Source organism: Candidatus Dependentiae bacterium (assembly GCA_026389015.1).
In the GTDB taxonomy this organism is placed as follows: Bacteria; Babelota; Babeliae; order Babelales; family Vermiphilaceae; genus JAPLIR01.
In genome coordinates this window covers 20,029-35,436 of the sequence record JAPLIR010000020.1, presented here as the reverse complement: position 1 = coordinate 35,436, position 15,408 = coordinate 20,029, and the positions used below count along the sequence as shown (strand labels likewise).

Genomic DNA, 15,408 nt, shown 5'->3' with positions numbered 1-15,408 from the left:
TAGCAATGAAGAAAGCTTTAATTACTGGGGTGACAGGTCAAGATGGTGCATATCTAGCGCAATTATTATTAGACAAGGGCTACGAAGTCCATGGCATCAAGCGGCGCTCATCATCATTCAATACCGGACGCATCGATCATTTATTTAAAGATAGGCATGCCAGTGGTGAGCAACGATTTTTCTTGCACCATGGCGATGTCATAGACGCAACCAACATCATCCGTCTCATACAAGAAATTCAACCAGACGAAATCTATAACTTAGCTGCACAAAGTCATGTGGCGGTCTCCTTTGAAACACCTGAATACACAGCACAAGCTGATGCGCTGGGCGCATTAAGGATTTTAGAAGCATTACGCATTTTGGGTCTAAAAAATACAAAATTTTATCAAGCATCCACCAGCGAACTATTCGGTAAGGTGCAAGAAGTGCCGCAAAAAGAAACGACCCCTTTTTATCCGCGGTCTCCCTATGCCGTAGCAAAATTATATGCTTATTGGATTACGGTCAATTATCGCGAAGCTTACGGCATGTTTGCAGCAAACGGCATTCTGTTTAACCATGAGTCGCCTATGCGTGGCGAAACATTTGTAACCAGAAAAATTACCCGTGCAGTCGCACGTATTCATTATGGCATGCAAGATGTGTTGTATCTTGGCAATTTAGACGCAAAGCGCGACTGGGGCTATGCAAAAGATTATGTTGAGGCCATGTGGTTAATGATGCAACATAAAGATCCTACAGATTTAGTGATTGCCACGGGCAAGGCACACTCGGTACGTGAATTTGTTGAGCGTGCTTTTGCCGAAGTTGATATACCTATTGAATGGCAAGGCTCAGGAGTGCATGAGCGCGGTCTCAATGCCAAAACAGGAAAGCCGCTGATTTTGGTGAGCCCGCGGTATTTCCGTTCCACTGAAGTTGAAGAACTTCTTGGTGATGCAACAAAAGCAAAAACATTGTTAGGTTGGGAGCCAACGCTTGATTTTACCGGTCTGGTGAAGCTCATGGTCATGAGTGATTTGCAAGAAGTACGCAATGAAGGCGTGCTTACTATTGATGCGCCATCGTTAGTGGCACCTAAAAAACAATCTATGTGGCAGATGAAAGCATGAATTCAAATGCCAAAGTGTATGTTGCGGGACATCAAGGGTTAGTTGGTTCTGCTTTAGTGCGTCGATTAGGAGCGGCAGGGTTTACCACTATTCTGACACGTACGGTTGCCGAGCTCGATTTGCGTAATCAGCAGGCGGTTAATAATTTTTTTGCTCAAGAGCGTCCAGATTATGTATTTTTAGCCGCGGCAAAAGTTGGCGGCATTAAAGCGAATATGGATCGTCCTGCAGAGTTTATCTACGATAACTTAGCCATTGAGTTGAATGTGATTCACGCTTCTTATGTCTACGGCGTCAAAAAACTCTTATTTTTAGGTTCTTCCTGCATTTATCCACGCAATGCATCGCAGCCTATTAAAGAAGAGTATTTACTCTCAGGAGAACTTGAAAAAACTAACGATGCCTACGCCGTAGCAAAAATTGCGGGCATTATGATGTGTCAGACGTATAACAAGCAGTATGGTACTAACTTTATCGCTTGTATGCCAACCAATTTATATGGTCCCCACGATAATTTTGATTTGGAAAGTTCTCATGTGTTGCCGGCATTATTGGCAAAATTTTATCAGGCAAAAAAATCGAATGCATTGGAAGTCGTTATTTGGGGCAGTGGTAAGCCGTATCGCGAATTTTTATATGTTGATGATTTGGCCGATGCGTGCCTATTTTTAATGCAGCAGTATTCTGGTAATGAAATTATTAATATTGGTACGGGGCAGGATACTACTATTGCAGAGTTGGCAGCGACTATAAAAAATACGGTTGGCTATCAGGGATCTTTGGTATATGATGCCACAAAGCCGGACGGCACACCGCGAAAATTATTGAATGTTGAGCGGATGAACACCCTTGGTTGGCGTGCGACTACGTCGTTGCAAAATGGCATAGAGAAAACGTTGCAGTGGTGTAATGATCAAAAAATTTTTGAATAATCTTTATAAAGAGGTAGTGACAATGAAGAGGCAAAAGAATGTGGTACAACAGATTGTACTTTTGTTATTTATCTGTTGTATACAAACAGCATGGGGCATTCTTCCTACAAGAAATTATAGGGTGCTTGATGAGCAAGCTGAATACGATGCGACCTTAATTAATCAACGTAAAGTTGCTTTAATTACAGGCGTAACAGGTCAGGATGGTGCCTATTTGGCTGAGTTATTATTAGAAAAAGGATATGTGGTTCATGGCATTAAAAGACGAGCATCACTCATTAATACTGCGCGTATTGACCATCTCTATGAAGATCAGCATTGGAATGCTGAGCATCGTTTTATATTGCATTATGGCGATGTGACTGATGCATCTAATATTATTCGTTTGGTACAAGAAGTTCAGCCAGATGAAATCTATCATTTAGCCGCACAAAGTCATGTGCATGTTTCATTTGAATTGCCAGAATACACGGCACATGTTGATGCATTAGGAACGTTGCATATTCTTGAAGCAATACGTACGTTGGGGTTAACAAAAAAAACAAAATTTTATCAAGCTTCGACCAGCGAGCTTTACGGAAAAGTCCAAGAGATTCCCCAATCTGAAACAACACCTTTTTATCCACGGTCTCCTTATGCCGTAGCAAAGCTTTATGCATTTTGGATCACTAAAAATTATCGTGAGTCGTACGGTATTTTTGCATGTAATGGTATTTTATTTAATCACGAGTCACCGATTCGAGGTGAGACTTTTGTGACTAGAAAAATTACGCGTGCTGTTGCTCGCATTAAATATAACCTTGAGCAAGCGCTTTATTTGGGGAATTTAGATGCAAAGCGTGATTGGGGCCATGCCAAAGATTACGTAGAAGCTATGTGGCGCATGTTACAACAAGATAGTTCTGATGATTATGTTGTGGCAACTGGTCGAACTCATTCAGTTCGTGAATTTGTTGAATTAGCTTTTAAAGAAGTTGGTATAGATATAACGTGGAAGGGTTCTGGGGTAGACGAAATTGGTTATGATAAACAAACAGGAAGAGAACTAGTATTTGTAGATCCCCGCTATTTTAGACCGGCAGAAGTTGAACTTTTAATAGGTGATCCTTCTAAAGCAGAGCGTAAATTAGGATGGAAGGCAAAAATTCAACTAGCAGAATTAGTTGAAGATATGATGCGTAGTGAGTTGCAGCGGGTAAAACAAGGCGCAACAGTATTATTTGGATGATGAAGAGGGAAAATAACTATGATATTTGGAATTGAAGCAATAACGATTAAAAAAAACCTACTCCCGCCGTCCTCCCTGAAGGAAGCGCCTTTTGGCGCGAACTTGAAGGGTCGTTTTTTATTAAATTTTTATGAACTATACCAAACCTTTCGCCTGCCCTTCAAGTTCGCCCTGCGGGCTACCCTCAGGGAGGACGGCGACAAAGGTGTTGCTCTGGTTGTTCTAACTGCTTTTCTCTTGTTTTTTCAGCCTATTATAGCTGATGTTGATTTTGATATATCTATGAAGACAGCGCAGTACCAACAGGTGATTGCGTCCGCACAGAATAAAGATGAGCTTGGCCTGAGTGGCACGCAACTCATGGATTTTTTCAGAAATTTATACGAAAAAAATAAACCATCCCGTTGTACGCCATCGGTCACCATAAAAATTCCTAAAATAATTCATCAAATTTGGATTGGTAAATCTGTGCCAGAAGAATTTAATCACTATCAATTTAGTTGGCGGGCACATCACCCAGACTGGCAGTACAAATTATGGACGCAAGATGATATTGCTGATTTGAACATGCACAATGCAGAATTAGTACGCGAGTCACGCAATCCTGCAGAAATCTCAGATTTGATGCGTTACGAAATTTTATATCGCTACGGTGGCGTGTATGTTGATTTTGATTTTGCCTGTTTAAAGTCACTTGAGTCATTGCATTATCTGTATGATTTTTATATTGGCATTCAACCATTGGATAGCGAACTTGTGCAACTTGGCATTGGTTTGATTGGTTCAATTCCGGGACACCCACTATTAAAAAGTTGGATTGAACGCGTCAAAGAAACATGGTACAACAAAAATGTGCAAGGCAAAATAACTGCGCGTACCGGTCCGATTCATTGTACCAAAGTTTTTTATGATACGGCTGGTCGTGGCACGACGTGTGACATAGCACTTCCAGCAAGTTACTTTTATCCGCTTGGTTGTCAGGAGTATGACATACAACGTGGGGCTTGGTTACAAGAAGGTGCTTTTGCGGTGCATTATTGGGCAAAGTCGTGGCTGTATCCAGCATTTAGGCGGTCGGAGTTTCAGAATATTAAAAATTATTAATAAAAAAGAAAGGTAATAGATGAAGCACAATAATTGGCATTGCACGCTATTATTAGCAGCGTTGAGCCTATCAAACCTCGGTTATGCAGAAGAGCAAAGGTCGACAACGCATGATATATGGACCTATGTTGATTTTGATGTTGCCATGGCAACGGGCCAGTTTCCTGATTCAATTCGAGTCACTAAGCAGGTTATTGGTATTGATGGCGCGACATTACTTTCTTTCTTCCGAGCATTGTATGTGCAGAATAATCTTTCCAACATTCAGCCGCAGCAAGAATTAAAAATTCCTAAGATTATTCATCAAGTGTGGCTTGGTGGGCAATTGCCCGATGCATTCAAAAAATATGCTGCATCATGGATTGATAAACATATGCATGGCGGTTGGAGTTATAAGTTGTGGATCGACGAAGATGTCAAAACGTTTAATTTATACAATCAAGAATATTACGATGCAACCGATAGTGTCGGTGTTAAATCAGATCTTTTAAAATGGGAAGTGGTGTATCGATATGGCGGTGTGTATGTGGATGTTGATTTTGAATGTTTGCAGCCGCTTGATGTATTGCACTACACCTATGATTTCTACACAGGCATTCAACCTCTTGATACGCAATTCATTCAACTGGGTGCTGCCTTATTTGCCGGGTACAAAAAACATCCGATTCTTAAACATTGCATAGAAACAGTTAAAGACGATTGGCACCACAAGGGGACAACGGTAAAAACAGGGCCTCTGCATTTTACTAAATCTTTTTATGCGGTTGCGGGCAAAGATGGTTCGATTGATATTGCATTGCCGGCAAGCTATTGCTATCCACAAGGTTGTATGGAAACTGAATTAAAATATAAGGAATGGGTGCAAGCAGGCGCTTATGCGATACATCACTGGGCAAAAAGTTGGATGCCTAAGGAATATCGCAAGAAGACGTTTAGGAATTTGAATAATGACGCAGCAGTAAAGGCATGGAATGATTAAGAAAAAAACCGCCGTCCTCCCTGAGCTTTGTCGAAGGGTATTTATTTTTTTGTTTTTAGCCCCCGTCTCTCACGCCTCCGTTGATTTTGACGTTTCGATGCAGTCAGCGGCATACCCAAATATTGTCGAACAAGATTATTCAACGATGATGATGAATTTCTTTAGGGGATTGTATGTAAAAAATAATCCTGATGAGCTGAAGGCGCGTGGCATGACTGAAAAAAAGATTCCCAACATTCTGCATCAGATTTGGCTGGGTGGCAGTTTTCCTGAGGAATATATTTCGTTGCGAAAAACGTGGATAGACAATCACCCCGATTGGACGTTTGTTTTTTGGACCGACAATCCAGTCAATTATGTGTGCGGTGACGTGGTTGCTCGCACATTTCAAGAGCTTGAGAATGCCCTGGCGGCAGATCACCAGCAGTTCTTAGTAGTCGATGTGAGACAGCTTACATTTGATAATCGCGGCTTTTACGACCAAGCACGCAATTATGGTGAAAAGTCAGACATATTAAAATGGGAAATCGTCTATCGCTTTGGTGGCGTGTACATCGACACCGATTTTGAATGTTTAAAGCCGCTTGATCCATTACAGCATGGTTATGATTTTTATACCGGCCTGCAACCACTCGACACGCATATGGTGCAGCTCGGGGCAGCGCTATTTGCAGCAACACCGGGGCATCCAATTTTAAAGAGTTGTGTAGAGACGATCAAAGACAATCAGCATATGCATCAAATTGTTGTCAAAACCGGGCCTATACATTTTACACGCTGTTGTTTTAGAAACTCGTATGTTGATGATTTAGTGAATGTGGTTTTGCCGGCAAGTTATTTGTACCCCTGTGGCTACGACCAAAAAGGTCTGCCTGCTACGGTGTGGCAAAAGTCTGAATCCTTTGCAATTCATCATTGGGCTGGTAGTTGGTTGAAACCTGAAGCATTTGAAAAGAGGTAGTTATGATACGTAAAGTGAGTCTAGTCTTGTGTGTTGTATTTATGCAGCTTGCCTGTGCTCAAGAGAAAGAAATTGTGGTTATCATACCATCTTATAATAATGAAGCATGGTACGAAAAGAATTTAGATTCTGTTGTTGCTCAACAGTACAGCAACTGGCGTGCCATCTATATCAATGACTGCTCGAATGACAACACTGGCGATGTCGTGGCGCACTATATCAACAATAAACACATGGCAGACAAAATTACGCTTATTAACAACGTAGAACGTAAAGGCGCCTTATATAATATTTATACAGCCATTGAACAATGCCCTGATAATGCGGTCATTATTACCCTCGATGGGGATGATTGGTTTGCGCATGATGGTGTTCTTGCACGCGTTAACCAGGAATACAGTACAACCGATGCATGGCTAACCTATGGTGCCTACCAAGAATACCCAGGTGGCGGCATTGGCGGTGGCAGACAGGTTCCGGAAGAGATCATCAATAATAACGCCATTCGTCGGGCACCATGGTATACAACCCATTTACGCACGTTTTATGCATGGCTTTTTAAGCGCATTAACAAAGAAGATTTGATGTATGATGGTAAATTTTTTGAAGTAACGTGGGACCAAGCATTTATGTTTCCGATGGTCGAGATGGCGGCACAACATGCACATCACATTCCAGAAGTGTTGTATATCTACAATCAAGCTACGCCGCTCAATGATTTTAAAGTGCGGCTACGCTTGCAACTGCAGATGGAAAAAGTGATTCGCTCCAAAGAGCGCTATTCGCCGATTGAATAAAAAGAGCCTCTTTGAATTTTTAAGAACAGAGAGGTTTTACTTTTTACTTTGTTCTTCGTGTGCTTTTAACTTTGCAATGCGATCTTCAAGTTTTGCTACACTATCAAGTTGATGTGGATGAGTTGGATCAAAGGCGATTTGTAATAAGCGGTTAGATATGGATTCTGGTAGTATACAATAGGGTAAAGATTTCTTTTTTTGAATATAAGTTTCATCTGATATCATGTGATCGTAGAGCGGTTTGGTGCCTTCTACATATGCTTTTAATATATTGATATCGCTTCGTATACTATCATCAGCACGTTGTTCTTGAAACCTGCAATAAGGATTCATAAGGGTAAACTTGTTGTATTGCAATGATAGCATTATGATTGATGCTCCTATTATACGTGCCATTGATGGGATAGGTTTCATGAATGGATGTGCAAGTGCGGCAGTTAATCCTAAAGCTCCTATGCTTGGTAGAGCTTGTAGCGCTATCATGCGATTAAATACATCCTGATGTTTTATATGTGCAAGCTCATGGTGTATAAGTCCTTTGTATGCTAAATTCGATTCTATAAGTCTTTTGTTAAGATCGAGCTTTTGATTATATTGATCTTTTGCATATGGTCGAAGAATTATAGTATCGAGTCCTGCGGCAGCCGCAGTCTCTAAGTTATCGTCAAATTTTACTTTAAGAGTTTGTGGGTCGATTCCTTGGCTACTGCATTCTTTATGTACGTATTGTTTTATCCAATCAGGTGCATCAGACAAATTGTCTTGGATGGTTACAGTATTTTTGTATACAGTATGTGCGTCAAGAATATTAGCAGCTATTATACCGGAACTTATTAAAGCAGGCGCGTAGGCTGCGACTTTTTTAATTTCATTGAAGGCTTTGTGCATTGGTAGTGTGGCAGTTGATGTAAGTAGGCAGGCTATGAGTAACCCGCGGGTTATGTTGTTACGTAAGATCATGATTTCTTTCGCTAATAAATTGGAAACCGTTTGCACATCGCATGCACCTGATCTTTAATTCTTTGTAGTGCAGCAGCATCATCACGATGTTGTAATGCCTCATCGATATAATGTGCAATCTGTTGTGCATCCTTCTCTTTCATGCCGCGTGTGGTAATTGCTGGGGTGCCAATGCGAATGCCACTGGTGATCCAAGGTTTTTCTGTTTCGAACGGCACGCAATTACGGTTGGCAATAATACCCACGCTTTGCATAGCAATTTCTGCAACTTTTCCATTCATATTTTTTGATCGCAAATCAATGACAAACAAATGATTGTCCGTGCCGCCGGTGGTGATTCTATAGCCAAGATCTTGGAAGGTTTGTGCCATAGCTTTGGCATTGGCTAGTACTTGTTTTTGGTAGGTTATAAACTCTGGTTGCAGCGCCAAGTTGAAGGCGACTGCTTTTGCGGCAATCACATGCATTAAAGGGCCACCTTGGGTGCCGGGCATAATTGCTTTGTCGACACTTTCTGCCAATGAATTAGTACACATAATCATGCCGCCACGAGGGCCCCGTAGAGTCTTGTGGGTGGTAGTCGTGGTGATATCGGCATGGCCGATTGGTGTTGGGTGCAAATCAGCCGCAACAAGGCCAGCGATATGGGCGATGTCAGCCATCAAAAGGGCATTATTTTGTTTTGCAATAGCTGCGAGTTTTTCAAAATCAATAATACGGGAATAGGCTGATGCGCCAGCGACAATGAGCTTTGGCTTGTGTTGCTCGGCCAATGCGGCAATTTCTTCATAATCCAGCATTTCGGTGTCTCGGTTAACCTTGTATTGGATGCTGTTATAGAATTTGCCAGAAAAGTTAACCCCGTGGCCATGGGTCAAATGTCCACCTTCGGCCAAGCTCATGCCCAAAATGGTATCGCCGGGCTTAAGGACCGCAAAATAAGCAGCCATATTTGCCTGGGAGCCTGCGTGAGGCTGGACGTTGACATGCTCAGCACCAAAGAGCTTTTTTGCGCGCTCACGGGCCAAATTTTCAGCCATATCCACATATTGGCAGCCGGCATAGTACCGCTTGCCTGGGTAACCCTCGGCGTATTTATTGGTCAAAATTGAGCCGGTTGCCTCCATAACTTCTGGGGCGACGTAGTTTTCTGATGCTATGAGGTTGATTTCCTCTTCCAGGCGCTTTGATTCTTGATTAATAATCGCATAAATTTCAGGGTCGGTATTGAATAAATTGGCCATGGGAGGTCCTTTTTCTAGCGAATGTAGTGAATTTTTTACTAGACACAAGTCTAACAATTTTTTGCCCAGAAGCGAAGGCGTAAGCGTATATGTGGTATCTGGGGTCTTTGTATCTGTATATCCATTAAAAAACCTCAAAATATCTCCTTCATTGAGGGATTTTGGGTCAATGCTACATAAGAGATTAAGATTTGATTTCGTTGTCGTAGCGTCAAAAATAGCACCAAAATCAAATTTAAACCTGAGAATAAAAAAACAAAAACTCATAAATAATAATTTCAGATTGACAAAATACCTAATGTGGGTATAGTGATAAATAGATAAAGTTCTGTTGTAAAAATAGAAGAAAGAAAGACTAACTATTTTTAAAAAACTAAATGGAAGATTATAATCATGAAATTCAAAAACACCGTTATTATGGCCGTAATTATTGCAGGTTTAATGCCAGCACAGACAATGCCGATGGAAGAAAAAAATGATGAAGGGGATAACAAGGCAAAGAGTTGTAGTGTAATGTCGGCAGTACAACGTATATGTTCATATTTGTCGAGTGGCGCAGGGTCTCAACAGCAAGCTGTAACGAATCTGGCTTATGGTTCCGTGACACTTCAAGCGCAGCCAATTTATGTGCAAAACCAGAATGAACAAAAGCATGATGAGATGTTGTCTGCGTATAAGGTTTTGTTGGATGCATGTAAAGGTGATAAAAATCACGCATTACTAAAGGCAGCAGGAGAAGGCGCATTAGAGGTCTTAGAAGAATTGCTTAAGAATGGTGCAAGCATAGAAGCAGCTGATCCTTATGGTAAAACTGCACTTATGTGGGGAGCTTCTGGTGGACATACAGCGATTGTCACTACATTACTTAACCGTGGCGCGAGATCTTGGGTAACGTGCGGCGGCAATATGAATGCGCTTATGTGGGCTAGTTATGGGGGACACTTACCAGTCGTCACAGAATTGATGAAAAGAGGCTCTATTACGGAAGAGGAGAATATAAGCGGTATGACAGCAATTATGTCTGCAGCTTATCGTGGCCATACCGAAGTCGTCATCAAATTACTAAAAAATGGGGCGGATATGGATAAGAAAAATTCTCGTCATGGCGATAGAGCGCTTAATTACGCGGCTCGAAATGGTCATATAGGTACTGTAAATTTATTGGTTGCTTGTGGGCCTTGTGTTTCAGAAACAGATGCAAATAATCGAACTTTGCTTGATGTTGCTACAGATAACACGAAGAGGCTTGATTGCCGTTCTACCAACATGCAGGATGTTATGCAAAAAGCCTGCCAAGATTATGAACATGTGGTCGTGCAGGATAAGGCTGATTATGAACGTGAGGTTGATACAACGTTACAAAAATTACTGCCACAAGATGTTATTAAAATAATTAGTGCTATGGGATCTGCTAGAGATGCACGGCATCGCATACGTCAACGATGTTTAGAACAAGCTGATTTAATGCAAGCATTACCACAATTACCGTTTAGCAGTATAAACCTTATTGCTGATTATGTGCGGAATAATGGCGCACTGCAGGGTACTGGTATGACAACAGTCAAACAATGCCCAGCATGTTTGCCAACTGCAGCGGCGGGCATACAGCATATGCAAGGGTGTCAGGGTATGCAGGGGGTAGCTAATACTGGTTCAAGTAGCTCAAGCTCATCGAGTAGTTCATCATCAAGTAGCTCATCGTCAAGCTCGAGTAGTTCGACGAGTGCAAACAGATGTAGCCATTGCCAAGCAAATCTTTCTGCTGGCCAGGGTCATAAAGGTGACTGTTTTTACATGAGAACAAAAGAAAAGAATAATTAATTATTGTTAAAAAACTAAATGGAGGTTCCATCATGAAATTTAAAAAAACCGTTATTATAGCGGTATTTATTGCAGGTTTAATGCCAGCACAGACAACGCCGATGGAAGAAAAAAAGAATGATGGAGAAGGTAAGAAGGCAAAGAGCTGTAGTCTAATAGCAGCAGCGAGCCGTGTATTTTTTAGGTTAAAGTACTGGTGGACACAAGATAAGAATGAAGCATTGCTTGACTCAGTTTATAACAATGACTCAGCAATGATGCAAGAATTATTTATGGCGGGCGCGAGTATCGACAACAAGGCTGGTGATGAAGCACTTAGGTTTGCGATTTTCGATGGTAACAGGGACATGATAAGAAGATTGCTTGCGGCAAGAGCGAATATTTATGTGAATAATATTCCGTATGGCGGGACGGCGCTTACATATGCCGTCGTAACAGGTTCTAATATTGCCGTCATAAGAGAACTGCTTGCTGCGCGAGCGAATGTTGATGTTTCCTATCAACGATATACACCACTTCGTACGGCTGCTATCAATAGCATATCATCTGATTATAAGGAGGAGTATTCCGAAATCGTAAAAGAACTACTTAAAGCAGGCGCACAAATTAGTCAAAGCACTTGGAATAATTTTTTGTACAGTGACCAACGGCAAGCTTTACTCAATGAATATCAAGTTGCAGCTAGAGACGCGTTAACCAAACACGTTGTTGGCGATAATGATGTTCAAAAATCAGTTTTGCCATTTCCCATAGCCGGTGGGCATATCGGCATGTTTAATATGGTGACTGACTACCTGCCTGAACCAACATTAGCAGATATTAACGATATGCAGGCGGTAAAGCGCAAAGACTTGTTAACACAACATGCAGCACAAGCGCAAGGTCAACAAGCATGCCCTGCATGTCACCCAACGGCAGCAGCAGGTTTAGCGCATAGATCAGGGTGTCCTGGTATACAGCAACCGGCTGCGGCAGGTTCTAGCGGGTCAAGTAGCTCATCGAGTAACTATTGTGCTGTGTGTGGTGTTAACATTGCTTCAGGGCAAGCACATAAGATGATGTGTTCAGAGGGATAGGGCCCTTTAGCTCAGAGTAAAAAATTGAAATTTTGTGCTTAAAGCGTGCTTGTTGGGGCAATACGCCGGTCTCTGGTATAGCCAGCTCGAAATATGTTTTTTTGAGCTATTGTGGGTTTTTATAGCCTCCCAGTATACTGGCGAGCACCGATTGCTTTTTCTGCCTGATAACTTATACTTATTAGAAACTAAAATTTTAATCCTATTACCGATTTCAAGGGGTATATCCGTGATATCTACATCCGATTTTAGAAAAGGTACAAAGATTCTTTATAAGGATCAACCCTATATGGTGGTTGAATTCCAACATGTAAAGCCTGGCAAGGGCGGCGCATTCATGCGTACCAAAATGAAGAATATGATCACCGGCCTTATGCACGAAGATACCTTCCGCTCAGGCGAAAAATTTGATTCACCAAAGTTAGAATACAGAGACATGGTCTATCTTTATGAAGATGGCGGTCTTTACCAATTTATGGATCAAGATAACTACGAACAAGTTGCTTTCACTAAGGAACAATTGGGTGATACCTTTGATTACCTTAAAGAGCAAACCGTATACAACATCTTGAATTTCCAAGAAAAGCCAATCGCGGTTAACGCACCACTCCATATGGTATTAAAAGTAGTTGAAACGCCACCAGGTGTTCGTGGTGACACAGCACAAGGCGCAGGTTCAAAGCCAGCGACGCTTGAAACAGGTCTTGTTGTACAAGTGCCATTGTTTGTCAATGAAGGTGATATGGTCAAAGTTGATACGCGTGATGGTAATTATATCGAGCGTGTTCAAAAATAATTTATTAGGGCAATAGGGGGAAATTATGTGTCCAGAATTACAAGACATTGAATCAGAAAAAGTTGATTTGCAAGAGATACCTACATCGCCAGATGATATTGTATACGATGATTTATCGCGACGCGATGTTCGTTCGTTGATATTTCATTTGTTGTATTCAGTTGAAGGGTTTGAATATCAGATCTCACTTGAAACGGTGATTGATAATTATAACCGCGGCTTCGATTTGAGCATTCCTTTGGATAGCGAAGTGTCCAGAATCGCACAAGGCATTATCGATGAACGTGATGCACTTGACGAGATTATTAAGCCATTGCTTGATAATTGGCGCTTTGAACGTGTTGGCGTGTGTACTAAGCTGATTTTGCGTTTTGCAATTTGGGAATTAGAACATACGGTTACGCCACCGGTCATTGTTATCAACGAAGCAATTGAACTTGCAAAATGTTTTGCAGAAAAAGATGCCTATAAGTTTGTGAATGGCATTTTGGATAAATTGATCAAATCAAAAACTGAGTCTGTATAAGTCTTAGTTTTTTTCTAGAAATACGAATAGCCCGAGCATGTGAGATACATGCTCGGGCTATTTTTTTGATGATTATTTTTTTCATGCTATGCATTCAAAAAAAATCGGCACGAACGGGGTTTCGTATATTAGGGCAACCGCACTATAAAACTTGTAGTTGAGCTATTTTCAACACCTCGAACCTCTCTCCCGCCGGCCTGCCTGAAGGTAGCCCGAATTTTTTATGAGGGCGAACTTGAAGGCCGAAGCTCATCTCCAATACCCTTCAAGTTCGCTCGTTTTACTCGCTTCCCTCAGGGAAGACGGCGGAGAGATTATCCTTTTAAATTCAGAGAATATAGTGCAGCTGCCCTGGGTTTTCTTTACTCCACCACTCGAATTTGCTTATGTTACTAGTAATGGATATTTAATATATTAAGGTAAATTAACCTCTCGCACGGCTTAAAAGCCGTGGTTTAGGGGCTCCCCGGAAAAAGGGCTTTAGCCCATTTATCCCCAGTCTTTTAAAAGACGTGGGGTTTTCTGGGGATAAAATAAAGGGGGAGCGATGAATATAATCTACTTATTTTGTATGGCACTTTTGGCTGTAGGTACTCAACTACAAGCAAGTATTCTTATTCCTGCATCGCTTACGCTTGGTAGTGTTGGCACTTGGGCGACGGTCATTCAATTGTTGCTCTTGTTTTGCGTAGAACTTTATTTTTTACGCACCATCATTAAAGAATCATTTTTGAAGATGGTAGCTGTGGCAGCAGTCATGAATGTTATATCGGCGGTACTCGTAAGTTGGGGTCCTGTATTTGTTATTAAAAACGTCATAACCGGTAAGTTTATTCGCTTGTTGGCATACACGGACATTAAAGATACGCCGTTATTAGCAGCCATTTTTTATGGTGCCATAGCAGCAGGTCTGTGGATTATCTTGAATGTGGCTATTGAGATGGTGATAGTTCTTTTATTTTTCCACAACGTGAATCGCGTTAAATTGTTCAAAATCTTAGTTGGAATTCATATCGCAGCAATTTTATTAGGCATTGGTTTTACTACTGCTCAGTCTGGTTATAAGACTATGTCGAAAAAGCGAGATCGTGTTGAATCGGTTAGAAAGCCTTCTGAAAGGCGTGTGAAAACAGAAAGTAAATATGTGGCCAAAGACAAAAATCCAGGCGCAGAAAAAGAAGTTATAGGATTGGAAAAGGATTTAATGACAACAGGGAGCAAACTTTTATAGCTTGCTCCCTGTTTGCTGATATTTCAGAAATTATTCTTATTTTAAGTTAGGGAAGAATAATCCTAATTCCATTGCAGCTGTTTCAGGTGCATCGGAACCGTGGCTTGCATTGTTACCAATGCTTGTGCCGAATAGTTTACGCACGGTGCCTTCAGCTGCTGCAGCTGGGTTAGTTGCGCCCATCAAATCACGCCATGCGAGCACAGCATTTTCTTTTTCAAGAGCCAAGACAACGACAGGTCCTGAGATGATGAAATCAACCAATTCGCCAAAGAATGGACGTTCTTTGTGAACAGCGTAAAACTCTTGAGCTTTTTCTCTTGAGATCTTTGTTTTTTCCATGCCCACAATAGCAAAACCATTGTGTTCGATAAGATCAATAATTTTGCCGGTATTTTTTGCAGCGACTGCATCAGGTTTGATCATCGCGAATGTTCTTTGGATCATAGTACTATCTTTCATGCTAGAAGGGTGAGAAAAGTTCGGAATATCCTTTAAGTACGCTTCGCTTGCTTCAGGAATGACGGGGAGAGTATCCTATCGCCGACCTCCCTGAGGGTAGCCCTGAGTTTTAACGAGGGGCGAACTTGAAGGGCTCAAAAAATGGGGGCCCATTTTGGAGCCCCCATTAATCTAAG

General features: G+C 41.5%; 15 protein-coding genes. 12 read left to right on the top strand and 3 right to left on the bottom strand.

The window, feature by feature from the left end; translation table 11 throughout:
• Nucleotides 1-5: 5 nt before the first annotated feature.
• From gmd (NTX86_03455) to NTX86_03425, 7 genes are all read left to right on the top strand, one after another.
• Nucleotides 6-1,115 carry a GDP-mannose 4,6-dehydratase gene (gene gmd, locus NTX86_03455; GenBank protein MCX5922359.1) on the top strand — a complete coding sequence of 370 codons (1,110 nt, stop codon included), beginning with the start codon at nt 6-8 and terminating at the stop codon, nt 1,113-1,115.
• Nucleotides 1,112-2,047 (top strand): GDP-L-fucose synthase, encoded by a 936-nt coding sequence (locus tag NTX86_03450; GenBank protein ID MCX5922358.1) that lies wholly within the window; start codon nt 1,112-1,114, stop codon nt 2,045-2,047. The genes gmd (NTX86_03455) and NTX86_03450 overlap by 4 nt, the downstream gene beginning before the upstream one ends.
• A 157-nt stretch (nt 2,048-2,204) precedes the next feature.
• Nucleotides 2,205-3,275, top strand: a complete 1,071-nt coding sequence (gmd, locus tag NTX86_03445) for a GDP-mannose 4,6-dehydratase (protein ID MCX5922357.1) — start codon at nt 2,205-2,207, stop codon at nt 3,273-3,275.
• Nucleotides 3,276-3,293: 18 nt separating this feature from the next.
• Nucleotides 3,294-4,379 (top strand): glycosyltransferase, encoded by a 1,086-nt coding sequence (locus NTX86_03440; GenBank protein ID MCX5922356.1) that lies wholly within the window; start codon nt 3,294-3,296, stop codon nt 4,377-4,379.
• Nucleotides 4,380-4,398: 19 nt separating this feature from the next.
• Nucleotides 4,399-5,358: a glycosyltransferase gene (locus NTX86_03435; GenBank protein ID MCX5922355.1), complete on the top strand. Its 960-nt coding sequence runs from the start codon at nt 4,399-4,401 to the stop codon at nt 5,356-5,358.
• Complete coding sequence (locus tag NTX86_03430; protein ID MCX5922354.1) at nt 5,351-6,319, top strand: glycosyltransferase; 969 nt, start codon at nt 5,351-5,353, stop codon at nt 6,317-6,319. The genes NTX86_03435 and NTX86_03430 overlap by 8 nt, the downstream gene beginning before the upstream one ends.
• 2 nt (nt 6,320-6,321) lie before the next feature.
• Nucleotides 6,322-7,116 carry a glycosyltransferase family 2 protein gene (locus tag NTX86_03425; GenBank protein ID MCX5922353.1) on the top strand — a complete coding sequence of 265 codons (795 nt, stop codon included), beginning with the start codon at nt 6,322-6,324 and terminating at the stop codon, nt 7,114-7,116.
• A 36-nt stretch (nt 7,117-7,152) separates the two neighbouring features.
• Here NTX86_03425 and NTX86_03420 read toward each other — a convergent pair whose 3' ends face one another.
• Nucleotides 7,153-8,076 carry a M48 family metalloprotease gene (locus NTX86_03420; GenBank protein ID MCX5922352.1) on the bottom strand — a complete coding sequence of 308 codons (924 nt, stop codon included), beginning with the start codon at nt 8,074-8,076 and terminating at the stop codon, nt 7,153-7,155.
• Between the two features lie 11 nt (nt 8,077-8,087).
• Nucleotides 8,088-9,320, bottom strand: coding sequence for a serine hydroxymethyltransferase (locus NTX86_03415; protein MCX5922351.1), 1,233 nt, complete (start codon nt 9,318-9,320; stop codon nt 8,088-8,090).
• Nucleotides 9,321-9,713: 393 nt separating this feature from the next.
• Between NTX86_03415 and NTX86_03410 the strand changes: the two genes are divergently transcribed.
• The 5 genes from NTX86_03410 (at nt 9,714) to NTX86_03390 (ending at nt 14,770) form a co-directional block, all read left to right on the top strand.
• Nucleotides 9,714-11,141, top strand: coding sequence for an ankyrin repeat domain-containing protein (locus NTX86_03410; protein ID MCX5922350.1), 1,428 nt, complete (start codon nt 9,714-9,716; stop codon nt 11,139-11,141).
• 32 nt (nt 11,142-11,173) lie between these two features.
• Complete coding sequence (locus NTX86_03405) at nt 11,174-12,217, top strand: ankyrin repeat domain-containing protein (protein ID MCX5922349.1); 1,044 nt, start codon at nt 11,174-11,176, stop codon at nt 12,215-12,217.
• Nucleotides 12,218-12,446: 229 nt separating this feature from the next.
• Nucleotides 12,447-13,013, top strand: coding sequence for an elongation factor P (efp, locus tag NTX86_03400; GenBank protein MCX5922348.1), 567 nt, complete (start codon nt 12,447-12,449; stop codon nt 13,011-13,013).
• A 25-nt stretch (nt 13,014-13,038) separates the two neighbouring features.
• A complete protein-coding gene (gene nusB / locus NTX86_03395; GenBank protein MCX5922347.1) occupies nt 13,039-13,539 on the top strand; it encodes a transcription antitermination factor NusB in 501 nt (166 codons plus the stop codon).
• Nucleotides 13,540-14,086: 547 nt separating this feature from the next.
• Complete coding sequence (locus NTX86_03390) at nt 14,087-14,770, top strand: hypothetical protein (protein ID MCX5922346.1); 684 nt, start codon at nt 14,087-14,089, stop codon at nt 14,768-14,770.
• A gap of 36 nt (nt 14,771-14,806) precedes the next feature.
• On the opposite strand, the gene ndk is transcribed toward NTX86_03390, so the two are convergent.
• Nucleotides 14,807-15,217 (bottom strand): nucleoside-diphosphate kinase, encoded by a 411-nt coding sequence (ndk, locus tag NTX86_03385; protein ID MCX5922345.1) that lies wholly within the window; start codon nt 15,215-15,217, stop codon nt 14,807-14,809.
• Nucleotides 15,218-15,408: the final 191 nt, after the last annotated feature.

Coding starts and splice junctions, on each gene's coding strand:
- gmd (MCX5922359.1), top strand. CDS start 6: ATGAAGAAAGCTTTAATTACTGGGGTGACAGGTCAAGATGGTGCATAT.
- NTX86_03405 (MCX5922349.1), top strand. CDS start 11,174: ATGAAATTTAAAAAAACCGTTATTATAGCGGTATTTATTGCAGGTTTA.
- NTX86_03420 (MCX5922352.1), bottom strand. CDS start 8,076: ATGATCTTACGTAACAACATAACCCGCGGGTTACTCATAGCCTGCCTA.
- NTX86_03430 (MCX5922354.1), top strand. CDS start 5,351: ATGATTAAGAAAAAAACCGCCGTCCTCCCTGAGCTTTGTCGAAGGGTA.
- NTX86_03440 (MCX5922356.1), top strand. CDS start 3,294: ATGATATTTGGAATTGAAGCAATAACGATTAAAAAAAACCTACTCCCG.
- ndk (MCX5922345.1), bottom strand. CDS start 15,217: ATGATCCAAAGAACATTCGCGATGATCAAACCTGATGCAGTCGCTGCA.
- NTX86_03425 (MCX5922353.1), top strand. CDS start 6,322: ATGATACGTAAAGTGAGTCTAGTCTTGTGTGTTGTATTTATGCAGCTT.
- NTX86_03450 (MCX5922358.1), top strand. CDS start 1,112: ATGAATTCAAATGCCAAAGTGTATGTTGCGGGACATCAAGGGTTAGTT.
- nusB (MCX5922347.1), top strand. CDS start 13,039: ATGTGTCCAGAATTACAAGACATTGAATCAGAAAAAGTTGATTTGCAA.
- NTX86_03390 (MCX5922346.1), top strand. CDS start 14,087: ATGAATATAATCTACTTATTTTGTATGGCACTTTTGGCTGTAGGTACT.
- NTX86_03435 (MCX5922355.1), top strand. CDS start 4,399: ATGAAGCACAATAATTGGCATTGCACGCTATTATTAGCAGCGTTGAGC.
- NTX86_03410 (MCX5922350.1), top strand. CDS start 9,714: ATGAAATTCAAAAACACCGTTATTATGGCCGTAATTATTGCAGGTTTA.
- NTX86_03415 (MCX5922351.1), bottom strand. CDS start 9,320: ATGGCCAATTTATTCAATACCGACCCTGAAATTTATGCGATTATTAAT.